The sequence below is a fragment of the Paraburkholderia flava genome (genome assembly GCF_004359985.1).
Classification (GTDB): domain Bacteria; phylum Pseudomonadota; class Gammaproteobacteria; order Burkholderiales; family Burkholderiaceae; genus Paraburkholderia; species Paraburkholderia flava.
Genome location: NZ_SMRO01000003.1, coordinates 782,106 through 796,784 on the forward strand (window position 1 = coordinate 782,106; position 14,679 = coordinate 796,784).

A 14,679-nucleotide genomic window follows, 5' to 3' on the forward strand; every position below is an offset into this window, starting at 1 on the left:
GCCGCGCCACACCGTGCAACACGTCCCCGCCAGAAGACGAAGGAGATTCGATGGTTTCCCCGCACTCGCATTTGATGAAGGTCACGCGACGCGTGATCGAGCGCAGCAAGGCTACCCGCGAGGCCTACCTGGCCCGCATCGATGCAGCACAGGGCAAGTTCCCCGCCCGCGGCGCGCTGTCGTGCGCGAACCTGGCTCACGGGTTCGCGGGCCTCGAAGGCAACGACAAACTCACGATCAAGGCGATCAAGGCGCCGAACATCGGCATCGTCTCCTCGTACAACGAAATGCTGTCGGCGCACGCGCCGTACAAGGACTACCCGGACGTCATCAAGCGCGCCGCGCGTGAAAACGGCGGCGTCGCGCAATTCGCCGGCGGCGTGCCCGCGATGTGCGACGGCGTCACGCAGGGCAACGCGGGGATGGAACTGTCGCTGTTCTCGCGCGAAGTGATCGCGATGAGCACGGCGGTCGCGCTGACCCACAACATGTTCGACGCTGCGCTGTGTCTCGGCATCTGCGACAAGATCGTGCCGGGCCTGTTAATCGGCGCGCTGCAGTTCGGCCATCTGCCGACCATCTTCGTGCCCGCCGGCCCGATGGCAAGCGGCCTTTCCAACGACGACAAGGCGAAGATCCGCCAGCAGTTCGCGACCGGCAAGGTCGGCCGCGACGCATTGCTCGAAGCGGAAGCGGCCGCGTATCACGGTCATGGCACCTGCACGTTCTACGGCACCGCGAACAGCAACCAGATGCTGATGGAGGTGATGGGTCTGCATCTGCCGGGCTCCGCGTTCGTGCATCCGTACACGCCGCTGCGCGAAGCGCTGACGGCCGCTGCCGCGCACCGTGTGCTGGATATCACCGTCGATCGCGGTCACTACACACCGATCGGTCACGTCGTCGACGAGAAGGCCGTTATCAACGGCATCGTCGCGCTGCTCGCGACCGGCGGCTCGACCAATCACACGATGCACCTCGTCGCGATTGCGCGCGCAGCCGGCATCCTGATCGACTGGGACGATTTCGACGAACTGTCGCAGGCCGTGCCGCTGCTCGCAAAGGTCTATCCGAACGGCAAGGCCGACGTGAACCATTTCCACGCCGCAGGTGGCGTCGCGTTCCTCGTGCGCAACCTGCTCGAAGGCGGTCTGCTGCATGAAGACGTGAAGACGGTGGCGGGTCCCGGCCTGTCGCACTACACGCAGGAACCGAAGTTGCTGGACGGTACGCTGACGTGGGTCGACGGTGTGCCCGAAAGCCAGGACACGAGCGTGCTGCGCAGCATCGCCGAGCCGTTCCAGGCGGACGGCGGTCTGCGTCTGATGCAGGGCAAGCTCGGTCGCGGTGTGATCAAGATTTCGGCGGTCGCGGCGCAGCATCGCAAGGTGACCGCGCCCGCGATCGTGTTCGATTCGCAGGAAGCGGTGCAGGCTGCGTTCGACAACGGCGAACTGAAGCGCGACTTCGTCGCGATCGTGCGCTTCCAGGGCGCGCGCGCGAACGGCATGCCGGAGCTGCATCGTTTGACGCCGCTGCTCGGCGTGTTGCAGGATCAGGGCTTCCACGTCGCGCTCGTCACCGACGGCCGCATGTCCGGTGCGTCGGGCAAGGTGCCTGCGGTGATTCATCTGTCGCCGGAAGCGTTGCTGCAAGGACCGCTCGGCAAGGTGCGCAGCGGCGACACGATCGTGATCGACGCGGAAGCGGGCGTGCTGGACATCGACATCGACGCGGCCGAATGGGCGGCACGTCCGCTCGCCGAGCCCGTGCATCAGGCATCGAACGAAGTTGGTTTCGGCCGCGAACTGTTCGGCGTATTCCGCGCGGCAGCAGCGCCGGCGGAACTGGGCGCATCGGTATTCGGACCGCTGGTCGGCGAGTCGGCGGCGCATGCCGTCAATGCCGGCCACGAATTGCAGAAACAAGGAGCGTAAAACATGACGACGACAACAGTAGGCGACATCGTGCGCCTCGGCCCGGTCATTCCGGTCCTCGCATTCGAATCGGCCGAGCAGGGCGAAAACGTATCGCGCGCGCTGCACGCGGGCGGCGTGAAGGTACTCGAAATCACGCTGCGCACCGAAGCCGGCCTGAAAGCGATCGAGCGGGCGAGCGGTCTTGCCGACGACATCGTCGTCGGTGTCGGCACGATCACGCGCCCTGAGCAATGCGCGCTAGCGAAGAAGGCCGGCGCGCAGTTCGGCGTATCGCCGGGCCTCACGAAGGAAATGCATCAGGCCGCGCAGGATGCCGGCTTGCCGCTACTGCCCGGCGTGATGACGCCGACCGACATCATCGCGGCACTCGAACTCGGCTACGAGATCGTCAAGTTCTTCCCCGCGCAGCCGGCCGGCGGCGTGCCGATGCTGCAGGCATTTCACGGTCCGTTCCCGACGCTGAAGTTCTGCCCGACGGGCGGCATCAGCGCTGAGACCGCGCCGCATTTCCTCGCGCTGCCGAATGTCGTGTGCGTCGGCGGATCGTGGTTGACGCCGAAGGCCGCGGTGGCCGCGCAGAACTGGGCCGAGGTTACGCGGCTTGCACGCGCCGCGAGCGAACTCGCGCCGCCCGCGCACTGATCCTTTACGGTTTTTCGATCGACGCCAGCTGCGCAGGATGCGAAGCGCACAGGGAATGGAACTTGCCACTTGGAGCCTCGCGTAGCAACCTTCATGGTTGTTGCGCGAGGCTTCTCGTTGTACGGTGCAAGGCGAGGTGAATGAGCATTGCACATTCACACGCCGGGGCGCTAAACAGACAGTAAAATTCAGCGACTGTGCGACGGCCATGCTGGCGTCGTTCAAGGTTGCCATAGGACGTGGACGCATCGCGCATGGGTAAGCGCTAAAGCGACCAGCCGCTCTCTCTACAGAGGAGACAAATTCATGGAAGCAGTCCACGGCAGCATGCTGCTGGTTTACGCACTGATCGCCATCGCGGTGCTGATCCTGATGATCACGCGCTTCAAGGTGTATCCGTTCCTCGTTCTGATCATCGTCTCGCTGCTGCTCGGGCTCGCGGTCGGCATGCCGATGAGCCAGATTGTGAAGTCGTTCGAAACCGGTAACGGCAACACGCTGGGACACATCGCGATCGTCGTCGGCCTCGGCACGATGCTCGGCAAGATGATGGCGGAGTCGGGCGGCGCCGAGCGCATCGCGACCACGCTGATCGACTGGTTCGGCGAGAAGAACATCCACTGGGCGATGATGTTCGTGGCGATCATCGTCGGGTTGCCGGTGTTCTTCGAAGTGGGCTTCGTGCTGCTGATTCCGATCGCGTTCAACGTCGCGAAGCGCACGGGCAAATCGCTGCTGCTGATTGGTCTCCCGATGGTCGCGGGGCTGTCGGTCGTGCATGGACTGATTCCGCCGCACCCGGCCGCGATGCTCGCCGTGCAGGCGTATCACGCCGATATCGGCCGGACGATTGCGTACGGTCTCATCGTCGGTGTGCCGACGGCGATCGTCGCCGGTCCGCTGTTCGCGCTGCTGGTTCATCGCTACATCAAGCTGCCGGAAAACAATGCGCTCGCCGCACAGTTCGTCGGTGCGGATTCGTCGGGCGGCGCCGCCGCGATGCCTGGCAAGGACGGCGCAGCGAAGGACAAGACCGCGCCCGTCAAGCGCGAACTGCCCAGCTTCGGCACCACGCTGTTCACGATCCTGCTGCCGGTGATCCTGATGCTGATCGGCAGCTGGGCCGACCTCGTGTCCACGCCGAAGACGCTGCCCAACGATCTGCTGAAATTCGTCGGCAACTCCGACGTCGCGCTGCTGATCGCCGTGCTCGTGAGCTTCTGGACGTTCGGCGCAAAGCGCGGCTTCAACCGCGAGCAGATCCAGAAGTTCTGCGGCGACTGTCTGGCGCCGATCGCGGGCATCACGTTGATCGTCGGCGCGGGCGGCGGCTTCGGTCGTGTGCTGATGGATAGCGGCATCTCGAAAGAGATCGTCGAAGTCGCGACAAACGCGCATCTGTCGCCGTTGCTGTTCGGCTGGTTCGTTGCCGCGTTGATCCGGCTCGCGACGGGCTCCGCGACGGTCGCGATGACGACCGCCTGCGGGATCGTCGCGCCGATCGCCACGGCGGGCGGCGTGCACGTCAGCGCCGAACTGCTGGTGCTCGCGACCGGCTGCGGTTCGCTGATCTTCTCGCACGTGAACGACGGCGGCTTCTGGCTGGTCAAGGAATACTTCGGGATGACGGTGGGGCAGACCTTCAAGACATGGTCGCTGTGCGAAACCATCATTTCGTTGCTCGGTTTGGGTTTGACGTTCGCACTCGCGACGGTCGTATAAGCAAGGAGCAGTAATGATCTTGATAGCGATGGGTGTGTCGGGCGCGGGCAAGACGCGCATCGGCGAAATGCTGGCGGAGCGCCTGCAGTGCGACTTCACCGACGGCGACGCGTTTCACAGTGCGGCCAACAAGGAGAAGATGCATCACGGCATTCCGCTGACCGACGACGACCGCTGGCCGTGGCTGCGCACGATCCGCGAGGCGATCGAGGAGAAGCAGCGCGCCGGCGAAACGGCGGTGTTCACGTGCTCGTCGTTGAAGCGCTCGTATCGCGACATCCTGCGCAACGGCGACAGCGACGTCGTGTTCGTGTATCTGCACGGCACGGTCGAAACCCTGCGCGAACGCTTGACGACGCGTACCGGCCACTTCTTCGATCCGTCGCTGCTGCAAAGCCAGCTCGATACGCTCGAAGAGCCGGGCGCCGACGAAGCGATCACGGTCAGCATCGACCTCACGCCCGAGCAGATCGTCGACGACGTGCTCGATCAGTTGAAGCGCCGCAACGGCGCTTAAAGGTGTGCCGCTTCGTGCGGCGAGCCGAATGAAAAAGGCGCTCGAGTTGAGCGCCTTTTTTTACAGCGGATAAGAACGGATAACTTACGCGATCCGCTTCGCCAGCTCCACCGCCTTGCCGACATACGACCCCGGCGTCATCGCGAGCAGACGTTCTTTCGCGTCGGCCGGAATCTGCAGGCCGTTGATGAACGTTTGCAGCCCTTCGCGCGTGATGCCCTTGCCGCGCGTCAGCTCCTTCAACTGCTCGTACGGATTCTCGATGCCGTAGCGACGCATGACGGTCTGCACCGGCTCCGCGAGTACTTCCCAGCAATTGTCGAGATCGTCGTTCAGACGCTGCGGATTCACTTCAAGCTTGTCGAGGCCGCGGATCAGCGAGTCGTACGCGAGCAGCGAATAGCCGAACGCGACGCCGATGTTACGCAGCACCGTCGAGTCGGTCAGGTCGCGCTGCCAGCGCGATACCGGCAGCTTGTCGGCGAGATGGCGCAGCGTTGCGTTCGCGAGACCGAGGTTGCCTTCCGAGTTCTCGAAGTCGATCGGATTGACCTTGTGCGGCATCGTCGACGAGCCGATTTCGCCGGCCTTCGTCTTCTGCTTGAAGTAGCCGACCGAGATGTAGCCCCACACGTCGCGGTCGAGATCGAGCAGGATCGTGTTCGCGCGCGCGACGGCGTCGAACAGTTCGGCCATGTAGTCGTGCGGTTCGATCTGGATCGTGTACGGATTGAACTTCAGCTTCAGCCGGTCTTCGACGACCTCGCGCGAAAACCCTTCCCAGTCGAATTCCGGGTACGCGGACAGATGCGCGTTGAAGTTGCCGACCGCGCCGTTCATCTTGCCGAGCAGTTCGACGTTGCGGATACGCTCGATTGCGCGAGCGAGCCGCGCGGCGACGTTCGCGATTTCCTTGCCGAGCGTGGTCGGGCTGGCCGGCTGGCCGTGCGTGCGCGACAGCATCGGTTGCTCGGCGTGCGTGTGCGCGAGCTTGACGAGGCGGTCGTACACCGAGTGCAGCGCCGGCAGGATCACGTGTTCGCGCGCGCCGGCGAGCATCAGGCCGTGCGACGTGTTGTTGATGTCCTCGGACGTGCACGCGAAGTGGATGAACTCGCTCGCGCGCTCCAGTTCCGGCTGACCCTTCACCGACTCCTTCAACCAGTATTCGACGGCCTTGACGTCATGGTTCGTCACGCGCTCGATGTCCTTGATGCGCGCGGCGTCGTGCGCGGTGAAGCGCTCGGCGAGCTGCAGCAGGAATTGTTCGGACGCGTCTGAGAAGCGCGGTACCTCGGCGAAACCGGCCCGCGACAGCGCGATTAACCAGTGAATTTCGACCGTCACGCGATGGCGCATGAACGCGGCCTCCGACAGCCAGTCGCGCAGGGCTTCGGTTTTCGACGCATAGCGGCCGTCGAGCGGGGAAAGCGCGGTCAGCGCGAAGAGGGTATCGGGACGGGTGTCGGACATGATGGGACGGGCCGGAGGGTGAAGATCGGGAGAACCGCGAATTTTACCACCGTGCGGCGACCGGCCTGTCCCGCGTGTGTCTGGCCGGCGGCCCATCGCGAACGGCGGCGCGCCGCTAGAATGCTGGCTGCGACAGACCGGCGGTGCCTGCCTGCTTATCGCCCGTCGCCGCGCTTATTTCGCGTTGCCCAAGGTCCCATGGAACTCAAATGGCTTGAAGACTTCGTTTCGCTCGCGGAGACCCACAGTTTCAGCCGCTCGGCGGAACTGCGTCACGTGACGCAGCCCGCGTTCTCGCGACGCATCCAGGCGCTCGAGGCCTGGCTCGGCACCGAGCTGATCGATCGTTCGGTGTATCCGACGCGGCTGACTTCCGCCGGGCGGGTGTTCTACGAACAGGCGCTCGCGATGCTGTCGCAGTTCCACGAAGCGCGCACGCTGCTGCGCGGACATACCGCGACGCCGGCCGCGACGATCGAGTTCGCGGTGCCGCACACGTTATCGCTGACGTATTTTCCGAGTTGGCTGCAACGCATCGAGGCGCGGCTCGGGCCGGTGCACACGCGGCTGCGTGCACTGAACGTGCACGATGCGGTGCTGTCGCTCGTCGAAGGCGGCTGCGATCTCGTGATGGGCTATCACCATCCGAGCCATCCGGTCGCGCTCGATCCCGCCCGCTACGACATGCTGACGCTCGGCATCGAATTGATCAGCCCGTTCTCGGCCGCGACGCGTGCGGGCCGCGCGCGTTTCACGCTGCCGGGCACGCCGGAGTCTCCCGCGCCTTATCTGTCGTACACGCCGAACGCGTACCTCGGGCGGATGACCGAGGTGATCGTCGCGAATGCGCCGGCGCGTCTCTACCTCGATCGCGTGTACGAAACCGACATGGCCGAAGGCCTGAAGGCGATGACGCTGGCGGGTCACGGCATCGCGTTCCTGCCGCACAGTGCAGTGGAGGACGCCGTCGCCGACGGCCGGCTGATCCGCCTCGATCGCGCGACCCGCGGCGTCGCCGAAGGGCAGTTCACGTTGGCGATGGAAATCCGCCTGTACTGCGACAAGCTGGCCGTGCAGGGTGACGATCCGCGTCATCTGCTGGTGCGTCAGTTGTGGGAGACGGTGAGCGACGAACTCAGGTCGCGCGAGAAATGACACGACCGTGAGGTCCGATCCGGCGACCGGTTATTGCGCGATTCGCGACCGATTTTTGCGTCTTTTAGACGTTATGCACGAAAAGCATAACGGGATGAACAAACGGCATTGGATTTCACTCCGGCGTTTTTCGACAATGGCCGCATTCGTTCGACAGCCGGAGTGTTCATGTCATCACAACCGCAGTCCGCATCATCGTTGCAGTCCATCCCGTCCTATCTGAACAGCGACGACCTTGGCCCCTGGGGTAACTATCTGCGTCAGGTCGACCGTGTGGCGCCGTACCTCGGCCCCCTGTCGCGCTGGCTCGAAACCCTCAAGCGCCCGAAGCGGATCCTGATCGTCGATGTGCCTATCGAACTCGATAACGGCACCGTCGCGCACTTCGAAGGCTATCGCGTGCAGCACAACGTGTCGCGTGGTCCGGGCAAGGGCGGCGTGCGTTATCACCAGGACGTGACGCTGTCGGAAGTGATGGCACTGTCGGCATGGATGTCGGTGAAGAACGCGGCGGTGAACGTGCCATACGGCGGCGCGAAGGGCGGTATCCGCGTCGATCCGCGCAAGCTGTCGCGTGGCGAACTCGAGCGCATGACGCGCCGCTACACCAGCGAAATCGGCATCATCATCGGACCGAATACCGACATCCCTGCGCCGGACGTGAACACGAACGAGCAGATCATGGCGTGGATGATGGACACGTACTCGATGAACCAGGGCCAGACGGCCACGGGCGTCGTGACCGGCAAGCCGATCACGCTCGGCGGTTCGCTCGGCCGCCGCGAAGCGACGGGCCGCGGCGTGTTCGTTGTCGGCTGCGAAGCGGCGCGACGCATCGGCTTCGACATCGAAGGCGCGCGTATCGCGGTGCAGGGCTTCGGTAACGTCGGCGGTATCGCCGCGCGGCTATTCCAGGAAGCCGGCTCGAAGATCGTCGCGGTGCAGGATCACACGGGCTCGCTGTACAAGGCGTCGGGTATCGACGCCGTCGCGCTGCTCGAGCACGTTGCGAAGACGGGTGGTGTGGGCGGTTTTGCCGGTGCCGACGTGATCGCCGCCGACGAGTTCTGGACCGTGGAATCGGACATCCTGATCCCGGCCGCGCTCGAAAACCAGATCACCGAAAAGAACGCGCACAAGATCCGCACGCGGATCGTCGTTGAAGGCGCAAACGGTCCGACCACGACCGCAGCCGACGACATCCTGCACGACAAGGGCACCCTCGTGATCCCCGACGTCGTCGCGAATGCGGGTGGCGTGACGGTGTCGTACTTCGAGTGGGTACAGGATTTCTCAAGCTTCTTCTGGACCGAGGACGAGATCAACCAGCGACTCGAACGCGTGATGCGCGAAGCATTCGCGGCCGTGTGGCAGGTGTCGAGCGAGCAGAAGGTGTCGGTGCGGACGGCGGCGTTCATCGTCGCGTGTAAACGCATCCTCCAGGCGCGCGAAATGCGCGGTCTGTACCCCTGATTCGCTGAAGCAGCAGGCATTTTTTCGAAGGATCGGCCCCCACCCCCCGGCCGATCCTCCGACAACCCGACTCGCTCCACAAGAGCGCGTGCAGTACCGGCGGTCGATCTCCCCGAGAGATCGGCCGCCTTTTTGCGCACGTTCGCCGCGCAACTTTGGCCGCTTCTCGCAGCGGGCCAGCCGGCGGGCCTCGTCGCATGGTTTACAAGCATTACTTTCAGAATAATTACTTTGCTAAACTGGCGCCGTTCTTGCCAAGGAGATCACACATGAAGGTTAAAAAAGCTGCGTTGTTGCTCGCAACCCTGGGGCTGTTCACGGTAGGCGCGCACGCGCAGGACGCTGGAACGCTCAAGAAAATCAAGGATACGGGGGTCATTTCTCTGGGTCACCGCGAATCGTCGATTCCGTTCTCGTACTACGACGACAAGCAGAACGTCATCGGCTACTCGTACGAGTTCCAGGCGAAGGTCGTCGAGGCAGTGAAGCAGAAGCTGAACATGCCGAACCTGAAGGTCAAGTTCACGCCGGTCACTTCGCAAAACCGGATTCCGCTGGTGCAGAACGGCACGGTCGACATCGAGTGCGGCTCGACGACGAACAACGCCGAGCGTCAGCAGCAGGCTGCGTTCTCGAACACGATTTTCGTGATCGGCACGCGCCTGATGACGCGCAAGGATTCGGGCATCAAGGATTTCCCGGACCTGAAGGGCAAGACCGTCGTGACGACGGCGGGTACCACGTCCGAGCGTCTGCTGCGCAAGATGAACCAGGACAAGAGCATGGGGATGAACATCATTAGCGCGAAGGATCACGGCGAGTCGTTCCAGACGCTGGAAACCGGTCGTGCCGTGGCGTTCATGATGGACGACGCGCTGCTCGCGGGCGAACGCGCGAAGTCGAAGACGCCGAACGATTTCGTGATCGTCGGTGCGCCGCAATCGCGTGAAGCGTACGGCTGCATGATGCGCAAGAATGATCCCGAGTTCAAGAAGGTCGTCGACGACGCGATCGCGAAGGTCGAAACGTCGGGCGAAGGCGATCAGATCTACAAGAAGTGGTTCGAATCGCCGATTCCGCCGAAGGGTCTCAACCTGAACTTCCCGGAAAGCGATGATATCAAGGCTCTGTTCAAGAGCCCGAACGACAAGGCAATCGATTAACCGTTAGCGGTCTGTTCAACACGCTGAACGAAACGGAAGAGGCTACGCGCTTCTTCCGTTTCTTTTTGCTGGAGTCTTGTCATGTCATATCACTGGAACTGGGGCATTCTGCTGAGTCCCGTTTCGACCGGCGAGCCGACGACGTACCTCGGCTGGCTGATGTCGGGCTTCTGGGTGACGATCACGGTGTCGCTGTCGGCCTGGGTGATCGCGCTGATCGTCGGGTCGTTGTTCGGCGTGCTGCGCACGATGCCGAACAAGTGGCTCGCGGGTATCGGCACCGTCTACGTCGCGGTTTTCCGCAATATTCCGCTGATCGTGCAGTTCTTCGTCTGGTATCTGGTGATACCGGAGTTGCTGCCCGTTTCGATCGGCACGTGGTTCAAACAGTTGCCGCCAAGCGCGCAGTTCTTCTCGTCGTCGATCATCTGTCTCGGCCTTTTCACTGCTGCGCGCGTGTGCGAACAGGTGCGCTCGGGCATCAACGCGCTGCCGCGCGGTCAGCGTGCGGCCGGTCTCGCGATGGGCTTCACGCAGTGGCAGACGTACCGCTACGTGCTGCTGCCGGTCGCGTACCGGATCATTGTGCCGCCGATCACGTCGGAGTTTCTGAACATCTTCAAGAACTCGGCGGTGGCCTCGACGATCGGTCTGCTCGATCTGTCGGCACAGGCGCGGCAACTGGTCGACTACACGGCGCAAACCTACGAGTCGTTTATTTCGGTGACGCTCGCGTACGTGATCATCAATCTCGTCGTGATGCAGTTGATGCGCTGGATCGAACGCAAGAGCCGCCTGCCCGGCTATATCGGAGGTAAGTGATGCATCATTTCGACTGGAGCGGTATTCCGGGCGCACTGCCTACGCTGTGGACCGGAGCGATCATCACCGCCGAAATCACGACGCTCGCGATCGTGATCGGTATCGTTTGGGGCACCTTCCTCGCGATCATGCGGCTGTCGTCGTTCAAGCCGTTCGTGTGGTTCGCGAAGGGCTACGTCACGGTGTTCCGCTCGATTCCCCTCGTGATGGTTCTGCTGTGGTTCTTCCTGATCGTGCCGCAGGTGCTGCAGAACGTGCTGGGCCTGTCGCCGGACATCGACATCCGGCTCGCGTCGGCGATGGTCGCGTTCTCGCTGTTCGAAGCGGCGTACTACTCGGAGATCATCCGCGCCGGTATCCAGGCGGTGCCGCGCGGGCAGATCAACGCGTCGTTCGCGCTCGGCATGAGCTACGCGCAGGCGATGCGCCTCGTCGTGCTGCCGCAGGCGTTCCGCGCGATGGTGCCGCTGCTGCTCACGCAGGCCATCGTGCTCTTCCAGGATACGTCGCTCGTCTACGTGATCGGTCTCGCCGATTTCTTCCGCACGGCCACGAATATTGGCGATCGTGACGGTACGAATGTCGAGATGATACTGTTCGCGGGCGCGTGTTATTTCGTGGTTTGCGTGATCGCGTCGAGCCTTGTCAAAGGTCTTCAGAAAAAGGTCGCAAGATGATTTCTATCAAGAACGTTTCGAAGTGGTACGGTCAGTTCCAGGTGCTGACCGACTGCACGACGGAAGTCAAAAAGGGTGAGGTCGTGGTCGTGTGCGGGCCGTCGGGTTCGGGCAAGTCGACGCTGATCAAGACCGTGAACGGACTCGAGCCGTTTCAGCAGGGTGACATCACGATCGACGGTCAATCGCTCGGCGACAAGAAGACGAATCTGTCGAAGCTGCGCGCGAAGGTCGGCATGGTGTTCCAGCACTTCGAGCTGTTTCCGCACCTGTCGATCACCGAGAACCTGACGCTTGCGCAGATCAAGGTGCTCGGCCGCTCGAAGGACGAAGCGGCGACGAAGGGGCTGAAGCTGCTCGATCGCGTGGGTTTGCGCGCGCATGCGGACAAGTACCCGGGGCAGTTGTCGGGCGGTCAGCAGCAGCGCGTGGCGATTGCGCGCGCGCTGTCGATGGATCCGATCGCGATGCTGTTCGACGAACCCACGTCCGCGCTCGATCCCGAAATGATCAACGAAGTGCTCGACGTGATGGTCGAACTCGCGCAGGAAGGCATGACGATGATGTGCGTGACGCACGAAATGGGCTTTGCCCGTAAGGTCGCGCATCGCGTGATCTTCATGGACCAGGGCTTGATCGTCGAGGACGACCGCAAGGAAGCATTCTTCGCGAATCCGAAGTCGGATCGTGCGAAGGATTTTCTCGCGAAGATCCTGCATTGATTTTGGCGCCATAGCTGCTGCGGTCGCGTGCTTCGACGTGCGGCAGATGCGTCTGATTAGCTGGCCAGAAAAAAGCCGCTCTCATTCACTGAGAGCGGCTTTTGTTTTTTGCGTGACCGTGGGTGCGTTGCCGATCAGGATTCGAATGCGGCCGCGTCGTCGGCTTCGAGATCGAGCGTGGCCGGTTCGCGGACCATTGTCGCGGACGCGGACAGGTCGCACGCCGGATTGCGCGCTTTTTCCAGCACCGCCGGCGGCACCGGCACATTGGCGCGGCCGATCACTTCGCCGTGCTGGAACATCAGCAGATCGCCGGGCTGGAACGCGGTCCACACTTCGTCGTCGGTGAGCGGCTGCGTGGCGATGACCGCGACGCGGTCTTCCGGCGTGGTGTACTTCGCGAAATCGATCGACACGTCTGCATCGACGAGGTGCGCGGTTGAAAACGGCCAGCGGCGCACGAGGTAGTGCAGGTGCGTCGAGCAGTGCGCGAACAGCGCCTGACCGTTCGACATCAGGAAGTTGAATACACCGAAATTCGTGATCTCGCGGGTCAGCGCTTCGAGCGTCGCGAAGAGTTCGTCGAGCGGCGGCTGGGTGCCGGGAAACTGTTTGCGCAGACCTTGCAGCAGCGCACAGAACGCGAGTTCGCTATCGGTCGTGCCGACCGGCTGATAGACGCCGGTGAGAAACGGACTGTAGTTCTGCAGATCGCCGTTGTGCGCGAAGATCCAGTGACGTCCCCACAGTTCGCGCATGAACGGATGGCAGTTCTCAAGCAGGATGTGCCCCTGCGTGGCCTTGCGGATGTGCGCGATCGTGTTGCGGGATTTGATCGGGTAGCGTTTGACCATCTCGGCGAGCGGCGACGTGGCCGACGCCTGATGATCGATGAACAGCCGGCAGGCCTTGTCCTCGAAGAACGCGATACCCCACCCGTCGGCGTGGTGATCGGTGACGCCGCCGCGCGCCGCAAAGCCGGTGAAGGAGAACGTGACGTCCGTCGGCGCGGCGCAGTTCATTCCGAGGAGTTGGCACATGGTGCTGAAGCGGGGCTTTTGAACGGGGTGACCCGTTACAATGATGATTTTCCAAGCATATCACCGAGCCAGGCGCGGCAAACAGCAAAATCGGCGGGGATCCGTATCGCCATGTTGCGCTTTGTCCACGTCGCAAGGCCGTCAGGTGAACGTTACTTTTCCGCTCGCTATGAACGCATCCACCGCTTCCATCGCTTCTTCCATCGATTCCCTGACGCTCGCCCGTCCCGACGACTGGCACCTGCACGTGCGGGACGGCGCCATGCTCAAGGCGGTTCTGCCGCACACCGCGCGCCAGTTCGGCCGCGCGATCATCATGCCGAACCTGAAGCCGCCCGTGACCACCACGGCGCAGGCGCTCGCGTATCGCGAGCGGATCGTCGCCGCGATCCCGGACGGCGTGAAGTTCGAGCCGCTGATGACGCTCTATCTGACCGACAACACGCCCGCCGACGAAATCCGTCGCGCGCGCGACAGTGGTTTCGTGCACGGCGTGAAGCTGTATCCGGCGGGCGCGACGACCAATTCGGATGCGGGCGTGACGAGCATCGCGAAGTGCGCGAAGACGCTCGAGGCGATGCAGGAAGCCGGCATGCCGCTGCTCGTGCACGGCGAGGTGACGGATGCATCGATCGATCTGTTCGATCGCGAGAAGGTGTTCATCGACCGTGTGATGATGCCGCTGCGTCGCGATTTTCCGGCGCTCAAGGTCGTGTTCGAACACATCACGACGAAGGATTCGGTCGACTACATCATCGGCGAGAACGCGGCGCCCGGACTGCTCGGTGCGACGATTACCGCGCACCACCTGCTGTACAACCGCAACGCGATCTTCCTCGGCGGCATCCGTCCGCATTACTACTGTCTGCCGGTGCTCAAGCGCGAGACGCATCGCGTGGCGCTGGTGCAGGCGGCGACGTCGGGCAATCCGCGCTTCTTCCTCGGCACCGACAGCGCGCCGCATGCGAAGGGCTTGAAGGAGCATGCGTGCGGCTGCGCCGGTTGCTACACCGCGCTGCACGCGCTCGAGCTGTACGCGGAAGCGTTCGACAACGTCGGTGCGCTCGATCGTCTCGAAGGTTTCGCGAGCTTCTTCGGCGCGGACTTCTACGGTCTGCCGCGTAGCGCCGAACAGGTCACGCTGAAGCGTGAAGAGTGGACGCTGCCGGACGAAATCACGGTCGGCGAAACGCCGGTCGTGCCGTTGCGCGGCGGCGAGCCGATCGCCTGGCGTCTGGTCTGACGCGGATGGACGCGGCGGTGCGGCCGGGTTCGGGCAAGCCGGACTTTGCCGCGATCGACTGGACGGAGCCGTGGCTCGCGCCATGGGCCG

The 14,679-nt window shown here is 63.2% G+C and carries 13 protein-coding genes; 11 read left to right on the forward strand and 2 right to left on the reverse strand.

Annotation, left to right across the window (positions count from 1 at the left end; all coding sequences use genetic code 11):
- Window positions 1-50 precede the first annotated feature (50 nt).
- From edd to E1748_RS26060, 4 genes are all read left to right on the forward strand, one after another.
- A complete protein-coding gene (edd, locus tag E1748_RS26045; RefSeq protein WP_133650142.1) occupies window positions 51-1,937 on the forward strand; it encodes a phosphogluconate dehydratase in 1,887 nt (628 codons plus the stop codon).
- A gap of 3 nt (window positions 1,938-1,940) precedes the next feature.
- On the forward strand, window positions 1,941-2,582 hold the full coding sequence (eda, locus tag E1748_RS26050; RefSeq protein WP_133650143.1) for a bifunctional 4-hydroxy-2-oxoglutarate aldolase/2-dehydro-3-deoxy-phosphogluconate aldolase: 642 nt from the start codon (window positions 1,941-1,943) through the stop codon (window positions 2,580-2,582).
- Window positions 2,583-2,888: 306 nt separating this feature from the next.
- A complete protein-coding gene (locus E1748_RS26055; protein ID WP_133650144.1) occupies window positions 2,889-4,304 on the forward strand; it encodes a GntP family permease in 1,416 nt (471 codons plus the stop codon).
- 13 nt (window positions 4,305-4,317) lie between these two features.
- A complete protein-coding gene (locus E1748_RS26060) occupies window positions 4,318-4,821 on the forward strand; it encodes a gluconokinase (RefSeq protein ID WP_133650145.1) in 504 nt (167 codons plus the stop codon).
- A gap of 84 nt (window positions 4,822-4,905) precedes the next feature.
- On the opposite strand, the gene purB is transcribed toward E1748_RS26060, so the two are convergent.
- Complete coding sequence (gene purB, locus E1748_RS26065; protein ID WP_133650146.1) at window positions 4,906-6,294, reverse strand: adenylosuccinate lyase; 1,389 nt, start codon at window positions 6,292-6,294, stop codon at window positions 4,906-4,908.
- A 198-nt stretch (window positions 6,295-6,492) separates the two neighbouring features.
- On the opposite strand from purB, the gene E1748_RS26070 reads away from it, so the two are divergent.
- The 6 genes from E1748_RS26070 to E1748_RS26095 all read left to right on the forward strand — a co-directional run bounded on the left by E1748_RS26070 (window position 6,493) and on the right by E1748_RS26095 (window position 12,306).
- Window positions 6,493-7,449: a LysR family transcriptional regulator gene (locus E1748_RS26070; RefSeq protein WP_133650147.1), complete on the forward strand. Its 957-nt coding sequence runs from the start codon at window positions 6,493-6,495 to the stop codon at window positions 7,447-7,449.
- Window positions 7,450-7,617: 168 nt separating this feature from the next.
- Complete coding sequence (locus tag E1748_RS26075; RefSeq protein ID WP_133650148.1) at window positions 7,618-8,922, forward strand: Glu/Leu/Phe/Val family dehydrogenase; 1,305 nt, start codon at window positions 7,618-7,620, stop codon at window positions 8,920-8,922.
- A gap of 269 nt (window positions 8,923-9,191) precedes the next feature.
- Window positions 9,192-10,085, forward strand: a complete 894-nt coding sequence (locus E1748_RS26080; RefSeq protein WP_133650149.1) for a glutamate/aspartate ABC transporter substrate-binding protein — start codon at window positions 9,192-9,194, stop codon at window positions 10,083-10,085.
- 81 nt (window positions 10,086-10,166) lie between these two features.
- On the forward strand, window positions 10,167-10,907 hold the full coding sequence (locus tag E1748_RS26085) for an amino acid ABC transporter permease (RefSeq protein ID WP_133650150.1): 741 nt from the start codon (window positions 10,167-10,169) through the stop codon (window positions 10,905-10,907).
- Window positions 10,907-11,584 carry a glutamate/aspartate ABC transporter permease GltK gene (gltK, locus tag E1748_RS26090; RefSeq protein ID WP_133650151.1) on the forward strand — a complete coding sequence of 226 codons (678 nt, stop codon included), beginning with the start codon at window positions 10,907-10,909 and terminating at the stop codon, window positions 11,582-11,584. The genes E1748_RS26085 and gltK overlap by 1 nt, the downstream gene beginning before the upstream one ends.
- Entirely contained in the window at window positions 11,581-12,306 is a 726-nt protein-coding gene (locus E1748_RS26095; RefSeq protein WP_133650152.1) for an amino acid ABC transporter ATP-binding protein, read from the forward strand. The genes gltK and E1748_RS26095 overlap by 4 nt, the downstream gene beginning before the upstream one ends.
- Before the next feature lie 134 nt (window positions 12,307-12,440).
- Here the strand turns inward: E1748_RS26095 and E1748_RS26100 are convergent, their stop codons facing one another.
- A complete protein-coding gene (locus tag E1748_RS26100; protein WP_133650153.1) occupies window positions 12,441-13,346 on the reverse strand; it encodes a class II glutamine amidotransferase in 906 nt (301 codons plus the stop codon).
- Between the two features lie 169 nt (window positions 13,347-13,515).
- Between E1748_RS26100 and pyrC the strand changes: the two genes are divergently transcribed.
- The gene (gene pyrC / locus E1748_RS26105; protein ID WP_133650154.1) at window positions 13,516-14,589 is read left to right on the forward strand and encodes a dihydroorotase; all 1,074 of its coding nucleotides are present in this window, start codon (window positions 13,516-13,518) and stop codon (window positions 14,587-14,589) included.
- Window positions 14,590-14,679 lie beyond the last annotated feature (90 nt).

Coding starts and splice junctions, on each gene's coding strand:
- E1748_RS26085 (WP_133650150.1), top strand. CDS start 10,167: ATGTCATATCACTGGAACTGGGGCATTCTGCTGAGTCCCGTTTCGACC.
- E1748_RS26070 (WP_133650147.1), top strand. CDS start 6,493: ATGGAACTCAAATGGCTTGAAGACTTCGTTTCGCTCGCGGAGACCCAC.
- E1748_RS26055 (WP_133650144.1), top strand. CDS start 2,889: ATGGAAGCAGTCCACGGCAGCATGCTGCTGGTTTACGCACTGATCGCC.
- edd (WP_133650142.1), top strand. CDS start 51: ATGGTTTCCCCGCACTCGCATTTGATGAAGGTCACGCGACGCGTGATC.
- gltK (WP_133650151.1), top strand. CDS start 10,907: ATGCATCATTTCGACTGGAGCGGTATTCCGGGCGCACTGCCTACGCTG.
- E1748_RS26095 (WP_133650152.1), top strand. CDS start 11,581: ATGATTTCTATCAAGAACGTTTCGAAGTGGTACGGTCAGTTCCAGGTG.
- eda (WP_133650143.1), top strand. CDS start 1,941: ATGACGACGACAACAGTAGGCGACATCGTGCGCCTCGGCCCGGTCATT.
- purB (WP_133650146.1), bottom strand. CDS start 6,294: ATGTCCGACACCCGTCCCGATACCCTCTTCGCGCTGACCGCGCTTTCC.
- pyrC (WP_133650154.1), top strand. CDS start 13,516: ATGAACGCATCCACCGCTTCCATCGCTTCTTCCATCGATTCCCTGACG.
- E1748_RS26075 (WP_133650148.1), top strand. CDS start 7,618: ATGTCATCACAACCGCAGTCCGCATCATCGTTGCAGTCCATCCCGTCC.
- E1748_RS26080 (WP_133650149.1), top strand. CDS start 9,192: ATGAAGGTTAAAAAAGCTGCGTTGTTGCTCGCAACCCTGGGGCTGTTC.
- E1748_RS26060 (WP_133650145.1), top strand. CDS start 4,318: ATGATCTTGATAGCGATGGGTGTGTCGGGCGCGGGCAAGACGCGCATC.
- E1748_RS26100 (WP_133650153.1), bottom strand. CDS start 13,346: ATGTGCCAACTCCTCGGAATGAACTGCGCCGCGCCGACGGACGTCACG.